This is a genomic window from Paenibacillus sp. FSL H7-0331, from assembly GCF_001956045.1.
On sequence record NZ_MRTH01000003.1, the window covers coordinates 275,126 to 293,577 of the forward strand.

16 protein-coding genes are annotated in these 18,452 nt (G+C 47.1%); 14 read left to right on the plus strand and 2 right to left on the minus strand.

The window, feature by feature from the left end; genetic code table 11:
- Positions 1-21 precede the first annotated feature (21 nt).
- The 3 genes from BK127_RS06075 to BK127_RS06085 all read left to right on the plus strand — a co-directional run bounded on the left by BK127_RS06075 (position 22) and on the right by BK127_RS06085 (position 2,162).
- The gene (locus BK127_RS06075; RefSeq protein WP_076229101.1) at positions 22-903 is read left to right on the plus strand and encodes a M14 family metallopeptidase; all 882 of its coding nucleotides are present in this window, start codon (positions 22-24) and stop codon (positions 901-903) included.
- 105 nt (positions 904-1,008) lie between these two features.
- Positions 1,009-1,245: a hypothetical protein gene (locus BK127_RS06080; protein WP_076229102.1), complete on the plus strand. Its 237-nt coding sequence runs from the start codon at positions 1,009-1,011 to the stop codon at positions 1,243-1,245.
- A gap of 77 nt (positions 1,246-1,322) precedes the next feature.
- Positions 1,323-2,162: an MBL fold metallo-hydrolase gene (locus BK127_RS06085; RefSeq protein ID WP_076229103.1), complete on the plus strand. Its 840-nt coding sequence runs from the start codon at positions 1,323-1,325 to the stop codon at positions 2,160-2,162.
- Positions 2,163-2,220: 58 nt separating this feature from the next.
- Here BK127_RS06085 and ytvI read toward each other — a convergent pair whose 3' ends face one another.
- Both ytvI and BK127_RS06095 read right to left on the minus strand, forming a co-directional pair.
- A complete protein-coding gene (gene ytvI, locus BK127_RS06090) occupies positions 2,221-3,300 on the minus strand; it encodes a sporulation integral membrane protein YtvI (protein ID WP_076229104.1) in 1,080 nt (359 codons plus the stop codon).
- Between the two features lie 33 nt (positions 3,301-3,333).
- Complete coding sequence (locus BK127_RS06095) at positions 3,334-3,705, minus strand: winged helix-turn-helix transcriptional regulator (protein WP_076229105.1); 372 nt, start codon at positions 3,703-3,705, stop codon at positions 3,334-3,336.
- 174 nt (positions 3,706-3,879) lie between these two features.
- Between BK127_RS06095 and BK127_RS06100 the strand changes: the two genes are divergently transcribed.
- From BK127_RS06100 to BK127_RS06150, 11 genes are all read left to right on the plus strand, one after another.
- Positions 3,880-4,752 carry an NAD-dependent epimerase/dehydratase family protein gene (locus BK127_RS06100; RefSeq protein WP_076229106.1) on the plus strand — a complete coding sequence of 291 codons (873 nt, stop codon included), beginning with the start codon at positions 3,880-3,882 and terminating at the stop codon, positions 4,750-4,752.
- A gap of 142 nt (positions 4,753-4,894) precedes the next feature.
- Positions 4,895-5,821 carry an MsnO8 family LLM class oxidoreductase gene (locus tag BK127_RS06105; RefSeq protein WP_083689121.1) on the plus strand — a complete coding sequence of 309 codons (927 nt, stop codon included), beginning with the start codon at positions 4,895-4,897 and terminating at the stop codon, positions 5,819-5,821.
- Positions 5,822-5,953: 132 nt separating this feature from the next.
- The gene (locus BK127_RS06110) at positions 5,954-7,771 is read left to right on the plus strand and encodes a sensor histidine kinase (protein ID WP_076229108.1); all 1,818 of its coding nucleotides are present in this window, start codon (positions 5,954-5,956) and stop codon (positions 7,769-7,771) included.
- Positions 7,764-9,350, plus strand: coding sequence for a response regulator transcription factor (locus BK127_RS06115; RefSeq protein WP_076229109.1), 1,587 nt, complete (start codon positions 7,764-7,766; stop codon positions 9,348-9,350). The genes BK127_RS06110 and BK127_RS06115 overlap by 8 nt, the downstream gene beginning before the upstream one ends.
- Positions 9,351-9,569: 219 nt before the next feature.
- Positions 9,570-10,637: an ABC transporter substrate-binding protein gene (locus tag BK127_RS06120; protein ID WP_076229110.1), complete on the plus strand. Its 1,068-nt coding sequence runs from the start codon at positions 9,570-9,572 to the stop codon at positions 10,635-10,637.
- A 215-nt stretch (positions 10,638-10,852) separates the two neighbouring features.
- Positions 10,853-11,914 carry an extracellular solute-binding protein gene (locus BK127_RS06125; RefSeq protein ID WP_076229111.1) on the plus strand — a complete coding sequence of 354 codons (1,062 nt, stop codon included), beginning with the start codon at positions 10,853-10,855 and terminating at the stop codon, positions 11,912-11,914.
- Positions 11,915-11,989: 75 nt separating this feature from the next.
- Positions 11,990-13,090 carry an ABC transporter ATP-binding protein gene (locus BK127_RS06130; RefSeq protein ID WP_076229112.1) on the plus strand — a complete coding sequence of 367 codons (1,101 nt, stop codon included), beginning with the start codon at positions 11,990-11,992 and terminating at the stop codon, positions 13,088-13,090.
- On the plus strand, positions 13,077-14,744 hold the full coding sequence (locus BK127_RS06135) for an ABC transporter permease (RefSeq protein WP_179097397.1): 1,668 nt from the start codon (positions 13,077-13,079) through the stop codon (positions 14,742-14,744). Before BK127_RS06130 ends, BK127_RS06135 begins: the two co-directional genes overlap by 14 nt.
- A 140-nt stretch (positions 14,745-14,884) precedes the next feature.
- Positions 14,885-16,135 carry an extracellular solute-binding protein gene (locus BK127_RS06140; RefSeq protein ID WP_076229114.1) on the plus strand — a complete coding sequence of 417 codons (1,251 nt, stop codon included), beginning with the start codon at positions 14,885-14,887 and terminating at the stop codon, positions 16,133-16,135.
- Positions 16,136-16,190: 55 nt separating this feature from the next.
- Positions 16,191-17,048, plus strand: a complete 858-nt coding sequence (locus tag BK127_RS06145; protein ID WP_076229115.1) for a protein phosphatase 2C domain-containing protein — start codon at positions 16,191-16,193, stop codon at positions 17,046-17,048.
- A gap of 284 nt (positions 17,049-17,332) precedes the next feature.
- The gene (locus BK127_RS06150) at positions 17,333-18,328 is read left to right on the plus strand and encodes a glycoside hydrolase family 130 protein (protein WP_305954282.1); all 996 of its coding nucleotides are present in this window, start codon (positions 17,333-17,335) and stop codon (positions 18,326-18,328) included.
- The last annotated feature ends 124 nt before the right edge of the window (positions 18,329-18,452 follow it).

Consider the following 18,452-nt stretch of genomic DNA (forward strand, 5'->3'; position numbering starts at 1 on the left):
TTAATGAGAGGGTGCATATGGATGAACGAATTTGGTAAAGGTCTTGATTATGCGGGGATGGTTATGGACATTCTACAGCTGAAAGAGCACTATCCTTTTCTTGAGATCGGATCGATCGGCCGCAGTGTCGAAGACAGGGACATCCCGGTACTAAGAATCGGCTGCGGTACCAGGCACATTCATTTTAATGGGGCCTTTCATGCGAATGAATGGATTACCACATCGCTGCTCATTCGGTTTATTCGTGAATATGCAGAAGCTTATGCGCATGGTAATTCGGTGCAGGGAGTTGATGCCAAGCAAATGTTTGATCAAACCTCATTATGGGTCGTGCCGATGGTTAATCCAGATGGGGTGGAGCTTGTCTTAACCAAGCCGGAGGATCAGCAGCGACACGAATTGTTGGAATGGAACGGCGGGTCTACCGATTTCTCAGGCTGGAAGGCCAATATTCATGGCGTTGATCTGAATGATCAGTTTCCTGCTAACTGGGAGTTGGAGCGGACGCGTCGCCAAGTAGCCAATCCGGCATCCCGGGACTATAGTGGGAGCTCTCCCTTATCCGAGCCGGAAGCGAGAGCTATCGAGGCATTTACAAGAGAACGGGACTTTGCGATGGTGATAGCCTTTCATACGCAAGGCGAGGAAATTTACTGGAATTACAATGATTATGAGCCTGTTGAATCGGAAGCAATCGCTGAGCGTTTTGCCCAGGTAAGCGGTTATAGGGCAGTGAAGCTGACGGGCAGTGACGCCGGGTATAAGGATTGGTTCATTCAGGAATTTCGCAGGCCGGGCTTCACGGTAGAAACGGGCCTCGGAATCAACCCACTGCCTTACTCACAATTGGACGATATGTACGGGAAAGCTTCAAAAATTATGGTAGAGGCACTCAAACTGTAATTCCTGCAACCCCGATTCGGCTGCTGCGTATATGAAGTATACAGGCTGGCAAGCCTACAGTAGTTGAAGCCAGCAGCCTGGATTATATCAAAGGGGGACCATACCATGTGGAGACGTTTGCTTTCATTTCGAAATTGGGGTCATGTATTCCAGAGAATCATACCACTCCTATTTTCCAGTAAAGTACCGCTGAGAGAAAAGCTGCTCTTTGTCATACCCGCTGTCGTATACTGGGTTGCCCCTGATTTGCTTCCTTTCCTGCCGGTTGATGATATTGCAGTTTCCTTGCTGCTGATGAATTTTTTCACGGATCGCGTTGAACGCAAGTACGCTGTGAAGTAGCTTGTAGTATAATGGAATAAGCTAATGCAGGCGTTATCGCCTTAGTGATTCACAGCCAATAGGGAGGATTTAAAGCTATGAATGAGAAAATCGTCATTCGCAAAACGGGCAAACAATTATTAGAGCAAATGGATACAACTGAGGTTCCACAGGATGGAATCGCGATATGGCAGTTAGGACAGGAAAGCCTGGTTATAAAAAAATCGGGATTCATCATCTACTTTGATCCCTATCTGTCAGCTTCACCCGCGCGATCCTTTGCACCTCCAATTCAGCCGGAGGAGATTTACAACGCGGACTATGTCATTATCACTCATCATCATTCGGATCATCTGGATCCGTTAACCTTAAAAGATCTTGCGATCCGCTCCCCGCAGGCGATGTTTATTTGTCCGGCACCTCATATGGAGCGAATTGTGGACGCGGGTATTGGTCGTGAACGGATTATACCGGCACAAGCAGGAATCAAGTTCGAGCTGGCTTCCGGCATCACCGTTATACCTGTAGCTTGCAAGCACGAGCAGTACATAACCGACGCTGATGGCAACCATTTCTTTTTGGGGTATGTGATTGATTTTAATGGACTTGTATTTTATCATGCAGGGGATGCAATTGCGGATCAGGAGCTGGAGGATGCGCTGAAGCCGCATCAGATCGAAATCGCTTGTATGCCCATAAACGGTCATGACTGGCGGCGTCTGCGCAATCATATTTACGGTAATATGACGTTTCGTGAAGCTGCAGATATGGCGGCTGAGATCGGAGCGGAGATGATCATTCCGATGCATTATGATATGTTCGCCAGCAACACGGAAAACCCGGCTTATTTTGTCGATTACCTGCTGCGTTATTACCCGATGTTAAAATTCAAGATGCTGGCCCCGGGTGAGCGGATGCTGTATTTGACAGAGCGGTAAGAAATGGATATACATAGAGCCCAGCGATTTATGCTCACTGGGCTCTTTATTTATTGATTTATTCACCTTCAGGCCAGCGAATCCAGCGCTGCAGATATCCCTGCTCGTACAAAGCTTTGATGGTGATGATGAGGATAGGAGAAAGTATCAGGCCGGATATGCCAAACAAGGAGAGAGAAATGATCATGAAGGACAGCATCGTAAAGGCAGATACACCAAGCGAGTCTCCTGTGATTTTGGGTTCCATAATTTGTCTGACCATGATGACGACACCAAGTATGATGCATAACCAGATCGCAAGCGTCGTCTGTCCGACAATGAACAAATAAATGATCCACGGGATGAACAGGGTAGACACGCCGAGCAGCGGCAGCACATCAAATACGGCCGACAGCAGAGCAATCGAAAAGGCATTGTCTACTCCGAGCAGCAGCAGCGAAACAAAAATAACGATAAACGTTAAGCTGATGAGCTTGCTCTGAGCTTTCAGGTAGCCGATGATTCCGAGCAGTACGTTTTCACGCAAAAAGGTGAACGCGGCTTTGAATGTTTTGGGTGTTTTATCACGGGCCATTCTTTTCCAGGTTTCAATCTCTATGCTTAAAAAGTAAGCCAATATAATCGCAATCACGAAATTGACGACAAAGGTGGAAAAGCTGGTCAGCATGGAGAACGTACTGGTGAGTAATTGCCCTGCCAGCTGAGAAGCCTTATCTGCAATCTCTGTCGAGTACTGCGTTATTTTATGTATCACATCATCCGGGAGTGCGTCCATCCTGTTGCGCAGAAATTCTGTTTTCAGGATCAGCTGCTTTTGCATAATAGCTGAATATTCGGGCAAGCTGGCTTTAAGGCTCAGAATTTGGCTCGTAAAAATAACTCCGACACCGGCGATAACACCGAGAATGACGAGAATAAACAATCCCGTTGAAATGGCGGAGGCAATACTTTTGCTTAAACCACGTCTATGTAAAAAGCGAGCCAAAGGCTCAATAATCAGGTAAATCACAAGAGCAAGAAAAATCGGTGTGGCAATCTGATACAAATAACTGAACAGCAGCATGAACAAATAAATGGTTATGAGCAGCAAAGCAATATCAAACACGGTTTTCCAATATTTTTGGTAAAACGCTATCATCCGGTCACCTCGTCATACAGGGGAATAGGGGGACTAAGTCCATTTGGCGGACCAAAGCTTCATTTCTTTCAAAATCTGGTGGAGATCGTGGCCTTTCGGTGTCAAGGTGTATTCAACAGTGACAGGCACAGTAGGGTAAGCTGTTCGTTCCAACACGCCTTGCTCCTCCAGATGACGCAAGGTTTCGGTTAGCGATTTGGGGCTGACGCCATTGATTTTCTTTTGGAGTACACCAAAGCGTTTGGTTCCGCCGAACAATTCGCGCAGCACGAGAAAGGACCATTTGCCACCGATGGCATCCAAGGTTCTTTCAATGGAGCAATCAATGTACACGGGTTGTTTAGGGACATAATTACTTCCAGCTTCTGCGAGTTTATTATTGGTTTCATTTTCTAAGAGAGACATATGTACCATCCTTCCTGTTATTAAGGGATTACCTCAAGGTTACTAGGTATATTTCCTGTAATAATATGAATAAAAATTCACTACTTCCCATTTTAAAGAACTATGGATAAAATAGCAATAGCAGCCAGGTTCCTATGGATCCGAATCTGTAAACTATCAAAGGAGTGTCACATTGTGAGCAAAAAAACGATTATTATTACCGGAGGCAGCGGCAAAGCTGGCGTTTGGCTGGTAAAGCATTTTATAGAGCAGGGCTATGAGGTTATCAATCTGGACTGGAAGCTTCCTGATGAGCCTTTGTGCCGTACGATTATTATAGATTTGAATGATTTGGGTCAGGTTCATAATGCACTGGCACCATTCAGTGGCACCAACCGCAGTCAAGTCGAAGGTATTGTCCATTTTGCAGCTATTCCACAGGCTTATACGCATACGAATGATGTTTGTTTCCGCAATAACGTCATGAATACGTATAATGTGCTGGAAGCAGCAGCGAACCTCGGCATTCAGAAGGTTGTACTTGCCTCAAGCGAGTCTTCTTACGGTATGGTATTTGCCAGTGAATATTTTGCGCCGCAGTATTTGCCTGTTGATGAAGCGCATCCACAGCTTCCTGAGGACAGCTACGGCTTGTCCAAAGTTGTGAATGAGGTAACGGCCGAAGCTTTCCATCGCCGTACAGGTATGCAAGTAATTTCGTTTCGCTTGGGCAATATTCTTATTCCTGAAAGCTATGCAACGATTCAGGCCAAATTCGCGGATACGGAAGGCAGAAAACGGATTTTGTGGTCGTATATTGATGCCCGTGATGTCGCCAGTGCTTGTCGCCTTGCGATAGAAAAAGACGGACTTGGCGTGCAAGCGCTTATTCTGGCTGCTGACGATACCTCTTCGGATCGGGATACACAGGAGCTGGTAGCCGCACATCTGGCACAGGTTACGGATATTCGTGTTCCTTTGGAGGGTCGTATAAGCTTGCTGTCCAATGCCAAAATCAAGCAAGTGCTCGGCTGGGAGCAGCAGATTTATTTTATGGATCAGTTGTAAAAGGAACTGCTGCCGTATCTCCATTGGAGCAGAAATCTGGTCCATTTGCAAGTTAACCGGTGAACACAATCAGATGAAGGGTCTTCCCAATAGGGTGGCCCTTTTGCTGATCTGATCAGATACGAAAGGAGAAGTGGATGACATCAAGCTGAGTGTGTTGGATCTTGTTCCAGTAATTGGTGAGGTCAGTGCATCCTTTGCTCTGCAGAAGGCGCTGCAGCTGGCTCAAACCGCTGAACGCTTGGACTACCATCGCTATTGGGTGGCTGAGCATCACGATATGGTCGGCTTGGCCTGTACATCCCCGGAGGTGCTGCTTGCTCATATTGGTGCATTGACGAAGCGAATCCGGCTTGGCTCAGGTGCGCTGCTGCTGCCGCATTACAAGCCAATTAAGGTGGCAGAGAGCTTTCATCTGCTGGCAACCTTGTACCCCGAACGCATTGATCTGGGGATTGGGCGGGCACCTGGGGGTTCTGCACATGTGACCATGGCTTTAAGTGGCAATTTTTTGGACAATCTTAGACAGCTGCCTGACTCGCTGCAAGCCTTAATGGAGCTGCTGACCCACACCTATCGGCAAGACGGTGAACCCGTATTGGCACGGCCAATTCCAACAGAAGCTCCCGAGGTATGGATGCTCGGTACGAACCATAAGAGTGCCACTTACGCAGCACAATATGGTACGGGATATGTATTCGGGCAGTTTATGAGCGACAATGATGGGGTCGAGATGCTCTCAGTCTATCGTCAGCAATATGTGCCATCCGCTCTTTCTTCGAGACCACGTGCAATTGTTGCCATAGGCGTAATCTGTGCAGAGACCGAAGAACAGGCCGGACAGCTCGCCCTTCAGTCGGCAAAAGCATTCAACCAGGCTGAGCAGCGGGAGGAAGTGAGTGCTGCATCCAAGCGCAAGCTGTTGGTCGGAACGCCTCAGCAGATCAAAATCGAGCTGGAGCAGCTTGGACAATTAAACGGTGTGGACGAGTTTCTGATCGTTACCCCTATACCTGACTATCAACATCGGCTGCGTTCTTTTGAGCTGCTGGCCGAAGCTATGTTATAGATGAACAATCATTTTATGAATTGACGCTATCAGACTCTCCGCATTACAATAGTTACAATTCATGCTCGGGCAGCTGTTAACGGGAACCTGCATCGGGCATGATGTGTAATAAGAAGCGAGAGAGGGTGCGAGATGGCGCAAGTGCTGAACCGGATACAGAACTACCTGCTCGGAACAAGTCTCCAACAGAAGCTGATTCTGCTGATTCTTCCGCTATCCATTATCCCGTTATCCATTCTGGGAACCTTCTCCTACTATAAATCCTCGCAGGTCGTTCAAAAGCAAGTGTGCCAGACGATTTTGGAAAGCTTATCCCAAGTCAATTACAGCCTCAACTATTTTGTCAAAGATATCGAGCAGCTTACCATGTACATTTACAGTAACCGCGAAATTCAGGATGTGCTCTCCAAAGACGGTGGGCGCTCCTTGGTGGAAAAGCATCAGGACGAGAAACGGATCAATGATATTCTGGACACGTTCCTGGGCTTTAAAAGCTGGAATATTGCGATATATTTGCTGGGCTCCAATGGAGATCGCTATTTTACCGGCAAGCTATTGCCGAACCAATATGATGATTACAATGTAAATTGGGGATTGTTTCGCAAGATGCGGCTAGCGGGCGGGAATATCATTTGGGACACGCACTATAGTATGAAAAAGCTCGAGGATTTCGGTATTGTACTGAGCAGCGGCAGACTGTTAAAAAAGATCGAGACGAGCCAGCCGCTTGGTTACATGGTCGTCGATATTATGGAGGACGCCCTGGCGGACAAATACAATAAGGCTCAGCTCCAGCCCGGTGGACAAATGCTGCTGCTGGATCGCAACGGCTACGTGATCTCCAGCAGTCCGTCCAAGCATATCGTTGGGACGAAGCTGAACGAGCCTTATTTGGAAAATGTGCTTGCCGGAAACAAAGGTTTTTTTGAGCTGGACAGCAAGAATGCTCCTGCGACCATGGTCATTTATGATACCTCGGAAATTACCGGATTCAAGATGGTTAGTGTCGTTCCTGTAGCTGTTCTGACCAAGGAGAGCAGCAGCATCCGTAATCTGACGTATTTTATTGTCATTATGCTCGGTGTTGTCTCATGCTGGCTCGCTTATGTGCTATCTGTCACCATTACCCATCCGCTCCGGAAGCTGAGATCCCTGATGTATCTGGTGGAGAATGGCAATATGGAGGTGTCCTTTCGGTCCAGGTACAGAGATGAAGTCGGACAGCTCGGAATCAGCTTTAACAAAATGGTACAGCGGATCAAACAGTTGATCGATGAGGTGTATACCAAGCAGCTCATGGTGCAGGAGGCTGAAATCAAGGCGATTCAGGCTCAATTTAACCCGCATTTTTTGTATAATGCACTGGATTCGATTAATTGGATGGCCCGTATTCACAAGATCAACGATATTAGTCAGACCGTGGTTTCACTTGGCGAGCTGCTGCGGTTCAGTATACGCAAGGGACAGCCTTTCATTCAGGTACAAGAGGATATGCAGCAGATTCGTAATTATTTGGTCATTCAAAAAATGCGCTACGGCGAAAAGCTGGAAGCGGAATTAATTATCGATCAAGACATTGAAGCGCTCTATACCCTGAAGCTGCTCATTCAGCCGCTGGTGGAGAATGCGATTACCCATGGGCTTGAGCTTAAGCCGGGCAAGGGGCATCTGCGGATTCATGGTTCACGTGTGGGAGAGCGTGTTCGCCTTGAAGTGAGCGACGATGGAGTAGGTATAACACCGGAAACGGTGGAGCTGCTTCTACACGGCAAGTTCGAATCCAATGATGAGCATAATACGGGAATCGGACTTCATAATCTGAAGCGACGGCTGGAGCTTTATTTCCATTCCAACTATCGTTTTGACATCGAAAGTAAGGCGTTGCAGGGGACCAAGGTCATTATTGAAATTCCTGTAATGCGCACAGCAGGGGAGGATTGTCATGTATAAAGTGGTCATTGTCGAGGATGAATGGCTTGTTCTGCAAGGATTGAAGCTGACGATTCCGTGGGAGGACATGCATTGCTCGATCATCGGTGAGGCAAGTGACGGGGTGACGGGTCTGGAGGTTATACAGCAGGAGCAGCCCGATATATTATTGACGGACATTCGGATGCCAGCGATGGACGGGATTCAGTTAGCTGAAAAAGCAGCCCTGCTGTGGCCAAAAATGAAAATCGTGTTTCTTACGGGATTTGATGATTTTACTTATGCCCAAAAAGCAGTAAAGCTGGGAGCCGCTGACTTCGTGCTTAAACCAACCAATGCAGATGAACTGATTCGTGTCATCGGACGCATCACCTCCAAGCTGGATGAGGAGAAGCAGCGGCAATCGCTGCAGGAACGTATGGAGCTGCGCTACAGCTGGGAGCATCCGCTAATTTTGGAGAAAATGCTCTATGATTTGCTGCTGGATTATGCCGGAACGATGGAGAAGGAGTGGCTGTTGGAGTACGGGGGATCCTCATCGGAGGAATTTTGCTCCTATCGGGTATTGCTGCTGCAGCTTGATGGTTTGCATACGAGCGGGGCGGCTGGAGAACAGCTGAAACAGGGGATTAAAGAGCAAATGGCCGTGCTGTCGACCTTGCCTGCGGTGAGAATACACGAAAACCGTTATGCTTTAGTCGTTAACCGAATTATAGACCGAGCTCCGCTAACCGAATTGCTGGATCAGTTGTCTCCGCTCCTGCCCATTATTGCAGAAAGCCATGTACTGGGCGCAAGCGAACCCTGTATCAGTATCGATCAGCTTCCGACTGCTTATCAACAGGCGATGAGCGCCTTGTATCAAACGGTATTTGTCGGTCAGGAGCGCATGATCTGGTTTGAGGATATGGATCGGCAGCAGGATCATCTTCGTGCCAATTATACGAGACTGGAGGAACTGATCGATCTGGTCAAATGGGGAAATCCTGCATCCATCAAGGAAATGACAGAGCTCTGGTACAGCCAGCTTATTCATCGTCATACGGATGGCTTGGAAGCTAGAAGGCGTTTTTTTGAATATACGGTGACGCTGTATTCGCTGCTGCTGCGAGATTCAGAGCTTCGTGGCATCGTACTGGACAGCAGCTTTACGCTGGCTTCGGCTGAACGGGTGGAGGAGACACTGGATTTGTCACTGAAACGGCTGAATACTTCACTATTCGAATGGAACCGCAAGTATACCGAGCAGTCGGACACTCAAAAGAAAAGTGGATTCGAGGAAATTGAAGCTTTCATTCAAGCTCATTATGCCGAAGATATTACCCTTCAGAGCATCGCAGAACGCCATCATATGAGTGAAAGCTATTTTAGCCGATTGTTTAAAAAACAGGTGGGTACCAGCTTTCTTGAATATATAACCCAGATTCGGATGCGGCATGCAAAGGAGCTGCTAACGAATCCGAGATTGAAAATATACGAGGTCTCCGTTCAGGTAGGCTATCAGGATTCACGTTACTTCAGTCAAATTTTTCGTAAATATACCGGAGAAACACCGACAGAGTTCCGCAAGCGGCTCGGGATTGAGAGTTTACCGTTGTAATAACCGCCTATATAGGCTATGTCCGGCCCTTGGGCCGGTTATTTGCGTTTTTTTGTGTTTTATAAGGGGAACGCTAGACGGAAAGAGTGGATTTACTGCGAATGAAGTGGGCAAAAATTTCAACAACTGAGCAATTTCATCACATTGAAAGCACTTTCATCAGTCGATATAGTAGTACTAGAAGTAAAACGCTTTCAAACTAATAGGGGGTTATACACAATGAGAAAAATGGTAACCAGTATTTTGGCATCACTGCTTTTGGTCGGTTCATTAGCGGGCTGTGGCACAACGGAAACACCAAGCGCCAAACCGGCTGAGGGGGCAGCGCCTCAACCTGCCGCACAGCAGCCAGCAGCCAAAACAGGCGGTAAGCTGACGTTGTATTCACCCAATGCAGCAGAGGTTAACAACCCGATCGTAAAGGAATTTCAGGACCGTACGGGGATTGAAGTGCAGCTGATTGCTGGAGGCACGGGAGATTTGCTGAAACGTGTTCAGGCAGAAGCGGCTAATCCACTCGGGGATGTATTCTGGGCAGGCGGTGCTGATTCGCTGGAAGCCTACAAGAAATATTTTGAACCGTACAAAACGAAGGAATTCGATAATTTATCTCCGCAATATGTGGATAAAACGAATGTGTGGACACCGTTTGCAGCCTTGCCGATGATCATTATGTACAACAAGGAATTGGTGAAAGCGGGCGAGGAACCGAAGGGCTGGACGGATCTGACAGATCCGAAATGGAAGGGCAAAATTGCATTTGCCGATCCGGCCAAATCCGGCTCCTCCTACACACAGCTTATTACGATGCTTACAGCAAACGGGAAAGACAACGGCTGGGGCTTTATTAAGAAATTTGTGACCAACCTGGATGGAAAAGTGTTATCCGGCTCCGGTCTTGTGTACAAAGGTGTAGCGGATAAGGAGTTTGCACTCGGCGTGACTCTGGAAGAAGCGGCGCTGCGGTATGTTGAAGGTGGAGCAAAGGTCGGAATCATTTATCCGGTTGAAGGCACCTCGTCAGTACCTGATGGCGCAGCGGTGATCAAAGGCGCCAAAAATATGGAGCAAGCCAAGCAATTTATCGACTTTCTGGTAGGCAAGGATGTACAGGCGCTGATTCAAAAAGAATTTAAACGCCGTTCTGTCCGTAAAGATGCAGAAGCTGTGAAGGGAATTGCTGAGGCAAAAGATATCAAGCTCGTCGATTATGATTTTGACTGGGCGGCAACCAAGAAAGACGACAACATTAAACGTTTTGGTAAAATTGTTACTGGACAGGAATAACAGTCATTATAATTAACATTTATATAACATTAAATGAAACATTCTTCTAAAATACTAACGAATCATGACCGTTAAAGGTTGAAATGTCTATATTCGTGGACGTTTCGACAATAATTTAAACAATTTAGAAATTTTATCTCATTTAAAGTTAGTATATCTGACATTATAGTATGAAGTAGAAATCAAATCTGCTTTTACTAACTGGAGGATACACAATGAGAAAAATGTTTACAAGTGTTCTTGCCTCACTGTTGCTTGTAGGAACTTTGGCGGGCTGTGGAACGTCGGAAACCCCGAAATCGAAGGAGGGAGCTGCGCCTCAGCCTGCGTCTCCATCGACAGCTTCCAAGGCGGGCGGCAAGCTGAATCTGTATTCTCCTAATGGAGCCGAGGTGAACAACCCGATTCTAAAAGAGTTTCAGGATCGTACGGGCATTGAGGTACAGCTGATTTCAGGAGGTACAGGAGACTTGCTGAAGCGTGTGCAGGCTGAAGCAGCTAATCCGCTTGGTGATGTATTCTGGGCAGGCGGTGCTGATTCCTTGGAGGCCTACAATAAATACTTCGAGCCTTACCAAACAAAAGAGTTCGACAATCTCGCACCGCAATATTTGAATAAAAGCAATGTCTGGACACCGTTTGCGGCCTTGCCGATGATTTTTATGTATAACAAAGAGCTGGTGAAGGTCGGGGAAGAGCCGAAGAGCTGGAACGATCTGCTGGATCCGAAGTGGAAAGGCAAAATTGCTTACGCGGATCCGGCCAAATCCGGCTCTTCCTATACACAGCTGGTCACGATGCTAACAGTGAACGGCAAAGATAACGGATGGGATTACGTTAAAAAGTTTGTTAAAAACCTCGATGGCAAAGTATTGTCCGGCTCGGCTTTAGTATATAAAGGTGTGGCGGATAAGGAATTTCCAATCGGTGTTACGCTGGAGGATGCAGCTCTCCGTTATGTCGAGGGTGGTGCACAGGTAGGCATTATTTATCCTACGGATGGAACCTCGGCTGTTCCTGATGCCGCCGCAGTAATCAAAGGCGCCAAAAATATGGAGCAGGCGAAGCAGTTTATTGATTTTCTGGTAGGCAAGGATGTACAGTCGTTGATCCAAAAGGAATTCAAGCGTCGATCCGTCCGTAAGGATGCTGAAGTGGTGAAGGGCATTGCAGAAGCGAAGGATATCAAGCTGGTTGACTACGATTTTGACTGGGCAGCTACCAAGAAAGACGACAATATCAGACATTTTGGAAGAATCGTAACTGGGCAGGAATAAGACATTTTGAAAATTAACGGTGCCTTGCTTGAACGGTGGAGGCACCTTTCTTTTAGATAATGGAGGGTTATAGCTATGCAAAAAATTGTATTCGATCATGTGACCAAATATTTTGGGGACTCCAAGGCAGTCAATGACGCTCATCTGACCATCCAGGAAGGTGAATTTTTTACCTTGCTTGGTCCGAGTGGATGCGGGAAAACGACCCTGCTGCGCACGATAGCCGGTTTTTATCGTCAGGAAGAAGGGGATATTTACTTCGGTGAGCGCAAAATCAATGATATTCCTACGCATGAGCGAAACATTGGGATGGTATTTCAAAATTACGCGATTTTCCCTCATATGACGGTTTTTGAGAACGTCGCCTATGGGCTGAAAGCACGTAAAGTGAACAAGAAAGAAACGGAACAGCGCGTCATGGAAGCATTGGAGATGGTGCAGCTTCAGCATTTGCGTGATCGTGTTCCTTCCGATATGAGCGGCGGTCAGCAGCAGCGGATTGCATTGGCTCGGGCCATTGTCATTCGTCCTGGTTTACTGCTGATGGATGAGCCGTTGTCCAACCTGGATGCCAAACTACGAATCAAGATGAGATCGGATATCCGCATGCTGCAAAAGGAATTGAATATCACGACGATTTACGTAACCCATGATCAGGAGGAGGCACTGGCCGTATCCGATCGAATTGCAGTTATGAGTGAAGGAAAAATACAGCAAATCGCTCCTCCAGAAGATATATACGCTTATCCCGCGAATCAGTTCGTAGCCAATTTCATCGGCACCTCCAATTTTATCGAAGCTCATTGTCATGGAGGTATGGATAGCTCAGGGCTCGCAAAGATCGATTTACTCGGTGCCTCGTATCAGCTGCCGCTTGCTAAATCGTATGAAGGCAAGGTCGTTATGTCGCTGCGTCCGGAGCGCATCCGCTTGGAGACAGCGGGTCATGGACTACCTCTAATACCGGGAACGATAGAAAATGTCACGTATTTGGGGGAAAAGGTAAGCTACCTTGTCCGCCTTCAGAACGGGCCCGTGATCGATGTGCAGGAGCATGCGGTAGAGCCTCATCAATTACGTAAGGTGAAGCAAGCCGTACAGGTGAATCTGCAGCTGGAAAAATCTACGATGTTCGACAAAGGCGGCAAGGAGGTAGTTTATCGTGCAACCTACTAAGAAGGGCCGACTATTTTCTTTTAAAAAATGGGACTTCTGGTCCTGGGTCACCTTGATTGTGTATGTATTCTTGTTTGCCTTTATTGTGTATCCCTTATTTACCTTGTTGTTAAACAGCTTTTATAACGATGAGGGAAGCCTCACGCTGGACAATTATGCGAACTTCGTGAAGCTGAAATACTTTTACGGAGCGCTATGGAACAGCTTGAAGGTATCCGCCTTTGCCACATTGTTTTCCATTCTGCTCGGTGTTCCACTTGCTTATGTGACGGCACGCTATAATGTGAAATGTAAAGGACTTATTCAAATTCTGGTCATTATGTCCTTGCTTTCCCCTCCCTTTATTGGTGCGTATTCCTGGATTCTGATGCTCGGAAACAACGGTTTTTTGACCCGTTTTCTGCATGACCTTGGCATTCCGTTCTCTTCAGTTTACGGTTGGAAGGGAATTGTCTTCGTCTTTACCCTTCAGTTCTATCCGCATATCTATTTGTATGTCTCGGGTGCGCTCAAAACGATCGATACTTCACTGGAGGAGGCTGCGGAAAGTCTGGGACGCTCCAGCTTTCATCGGCTTCGCACGGTTACACTGCCGCTGATTTTTCCGACGTTATCGGCTGGAGCTCTGATGGTCTTCATGGCATCCTTTGCCGACTTCGGTACACCTATGCTGCTGGGGCAAGGCTTTAAAGTATTGCCAATTCTGGCCTACGAGCAATTTATTAGTGAAATGGGCGGCAATCCGGCTATGGCCAGTACGCTCAGCGTTATCCTGATCATATGCTCGACAAGTATTTTGTTCCTGCAGCGCTTCTTTGTCGCCCGTAAAAATTACACCATGACGGGGATGCGTACACCGAAGATTCAGACGCTAAGGCCGCTTGCCAAATGGTTGTTAACTGCTGGAGCTTTGCTGGTGGCTTGTGTATCGATTATTCCGCAAGCGACGGTTATTGTCACTTCCTTTATTAAAACGAAGGGGCCTGTATTTCATCCAGGCTTCAGCTTGAACAGCTACAAGGAGATATTGTTTCGTGTGCCCAAAGCTATCTTGAATACGTACAGCTTTTCATTGATCTCGATAGTGATCATGGTTGTCATGGGAATGCTGATTGCTTACGTGCTCGTCCGTAGAAAATCGAAGCTGACCGCGATGCTGGACGGGTTGATCATGATTCCTTATGTTATGCCGGGTACGGTGCTCGGGATCAGTATGATCATTGCGTTCAATAAACCGCCGGTCGTGCTGACAGGCACGTGGGTTATTCTTGTCATTGCTTATGTGGTGCGCAAGCTGCCCTATACCATTCGTTCGAGCACAGCGATTTTATATCAATTGGATCGCAGTGTGGAGGAGGCTTCTATCAGTCTTGGAGTACCACCGATGAAAACCTTTTTCAAAACAACAGGGCGCCTGATGGGTCCCGGTGTGCTGTCCGGTGCGATTCTAAGCTGGATTACGACCATTAATGAGTTAAGCTCCACCATTGTCCTCTACTACGGCTCCACAGCGACGATCTCGGTTACGATATACAGCGAAGTATTTACGGCCAACTACGGTACGGGCGCAGCACTTGCTTCCATTTTGTCGATTACCACACTGATCTCTTTGATAGTTGCCAACAAACTGAGTAAAAAGGGACTTCAGCTGTAACAGCTTAAGGAGGATGCTTGATAAGTTCCTCTCTTAATCTCGGTCGGCTGCCGCGCCACTCTGCTATATAGGAAAAGCCATGCTGCAATGTTAGTATAGGAATATATAGATATGGCGAGGCAGACCTGTCGGGAGGATATATGGGATTAAAGCAATGGACATTATGGGGCATAGCCGCTCTGTTAATATTTACGGTTGGGGCTTTTTATAGCATGAATATGAATCAAGCCAGCGGTGTGAACAGCGAGTCTGATCGTACAACAGCGATCTCGATCTGGCTGTACAGCGAAGGCTGGGAAACGTATGTAAATGAATTCAAACAGCTTCATCCTAATATAGATGTAGATGTACGCAACTTTCGTTCAAGCGAGCAGTTATTTACGGAACTGACAGCCTCTATTTCTGCCAACGCGGCACCGCAAATAGCCGAGCTGCACAGCTATTATGGCCTGTCACAGCTCGTGGATACCAAAGCTGTTATTCCCGTTGAACACGCCCTGATAGAGGGTGGGAACCAACTGCATCCAACATTCACTGCTCCCTTTCATTACGAAGGTAACGACTGGGCTGTTCCTTTCGGCGGCGGATTACCGTTGATTTATTACCGTCAGGAGCTGTTAAAGCATCCGCAGGAAAAGGCCTTTACCAGCTGGGATCAGATCGTTCAAGCGGCCCAACAACCGTTATCCGAAGGCTCCGAGCTCGGTGGCAATGGACACTGGGGTCTGGCTATTGATAATGAGCTGCCCTGGTTTGTCGATAATCTTTCATTCACATCTGACTCTGCTGGTGAAAAGGATTCCTCTGTTAAAAGCAGCCGCGTATATTCAGCATTGTCTGCATGGAGTGACTGGATTCATCTCTCAGGGATTATGAAGCCGCTTGTTCACCGTAGGGCTGCCAGTGATTTCATTAATGGAAAAATCGGCGTATTCCTCAGCTCCTCCGAAATGCTGCCTACTGTGGAAAGATATATAGGAGGCAAGTTTCAATTTGATGCAGGACGTATACCGACCCTCGCACAGCAGGGGATCGTTCCCGAAATTCATGGCATGGCTCTTATGCAAGCAGCTCCGGCCAAGGTGCAGGCTGCCCAAAGCTTTATAGCTTATTTGCTTCTTGAGCAGACACAAGCATCATTATGGCGCAGCAAAGGTCTCATTCCGTCACGATCTGATGTGATGGTTAAGCTGCAGGAAGAGGATGTATGGAGTCAACGGCAAAAAATGATTCTGGATTCGGCCCGTATGCTGGCAGTGAAGCCACCTTCAGCAGATGACTATGAACGATGGGTAAGCATGACAACCCTTGTTGAACAATTGGAGCAAAATAAGGACGTTAATCTGAATAAGAAAATAGAGGAGATTTATGGAAGCCATAACGGAAAATAAAGCAGGATACGTGCCGTATATAGATGCAGATGAGTTGAGAAGGAGGAAGGGAAACATGAAGTTGGAGATGTTATCGCGGCAGGGGACTACGGAGTGGAATGAGGATGCACTGATTATCAATGAGCCTTTACAGCTATTCGGAGTTTTGGACGGAGCTACCTCCTTGCATCCTTACCGCGGTCCAAATAACGAAACCGGAGGTTATCTGGCCTCACAAATTATTAAACAATATTTTGAATCATTGGCAGAGGAGGATGTCAGAGACACTAATTTGAAGCAGTTGGTCATTCAGGCGAATATTCGATTGCGTGACAAAATGGTTGAGGCCGGAATTCAGCTTTCAGACAAGACGGCATTATGGACCAGTGCATTGGCTCTCATTCGTATTACAGACCATTATGTGGACTACGCCCAGGTAGGAGACTGCATGATCGCGGCTGTGTATAAGGATGATACGATCCGTACCGTTTCCCGTGATCAGGTGGCTCATATCGATCAGCAATCCAAGGCGATCTGGGAAGAGGCCATTGGCCGCGGAATCTCCAAACGCGAGGAGCTATGGGAGCTTGTGAAGCCGGTGATTTTGGGTAATAAATCCAAAATGAACACGATGGAAGGTTACTCGATTTTGAGCGGTGAACCGGAGCTGGCTGATTTTATTGAGTATGGTAGAATAAACCGAATCCAATTAATGTCGCTGCTGCTTGTCACGGACGGATTGTTCCCGCATACGGAGAGCGGCAGAGAACCAGAGGATATGATTCATCAGTTAACTGCGCGGATTCAAAGTGATTCTTTAACCGCCTATGCGGATTGGCTGTTTAAACTGGAGTCGGAGGATAAGGACTGCCAAAGGTATCCGCGGTTTAAAATATCCGATGACAAGACAGGGATATCGATTCATTTTGAATAAGCGTTCCCTACATGAATAATGACACTGTATTCGCTGCTGCTGCAGGATACGGAGCTGTGAGGCTTCGTTTCTTGACAGCAGTTTTTTTTGCGTTAATTCGCCGCGCAGTGAGACTGATTTACCGGACTTCTAAAAATTATATCTGTTTTTCAATGATTTATAGATGTTGGATAAGTACGGATGGTTTACACTGGCTGTGTGAGGATTCGAGCCGGTCGCTGCTGAGTGATTAAAAAATGGAGCGAAAAGGTTGGAAATATTGTATATTATGGAGGAAATCTTCGATGTCAATGAGTGGAATTCTTAAATCCAGTCCAATAATTACGCGTCACCCGAATAATCCGGTTCTGACTGCAAGCGATGTGCCTTATAAGCCTGCTCTTGTTTTTAATGCGGGTGTTACTAAATATGAAGAACAGTATGTCATGATGTTCCGCAACGATTATGGCGACATCGAGAATGAAACGCTGCTGCCTATTCATACGACCAATTTGGGGCTTGCGTACAGTCAGGATGGCATTCATTGGAATGTGCAGGATAAGCCCTGCTTTGGCATGGAGAGCGAGGAGATTATTCGCACCTACGACCCGCGGCTGACCGTCATTGATGGACGCTGTTATGTTTGTTTTGCTGTTGATACAAAGCATGGCGTAAGGGGCGGTGTAGCCGTTACGGACGATTTCTCAAGCTTCGAAGTTCTAAGCATGTCCGCACCGGATAATCGCAACATGGTGTTGTTCCCTGAGCGAATCGGAGGCAAATATATACGGTTGGAGCGGCCTTTTCCCGTCTACGGTAAAGGGGGCAAAGACAGCTTTGATATTTGGATTTCTGATTCTCCTGATTTGAAATATTGGGGGAATACGGAATTACTGTTGGGTTTGGAGCAGGTACCGTACGCCAATGATAAGCTTGGACCGGCAGCGCCTCCGATAAAAACCTCCAAGGGTTGGCTGACTCTGTTTCATGCGGTAGATATAGATCCTTCCCGTGGTCGAAACGGATGGGAGCCGTATTGGAAGAAGCGTTATTCAGCCGGGATCATGCTGTTGGATTTGGATAATCCGTACAAGATCATCGGTATGTGTCAAGAGCCCTTGCTGGCTCCGGAAGTGAGCTACGAAACGGATGGCGGCTTCCGTAACGATGTCATTTTCCCCGGGGGAATGATATTGGAGGACGATGGTGAGGTGAAAATCTATTATGGGGCGGCAGATACGGTGGAATGTTTGGCGACTGCTCATGTTGACGATTTAATTCAGTTGTGCTTAAACAAGTAACTATAGGCATTCATTGTTTACGTATGATTCGTATGGTGTAGGGAGGCTCTGTGTAACAGCAGCTTCTCTACTTTATTTGTATTTACTTATAGTGGCAGCATTGAATACAGAAGGAGTTCATCGC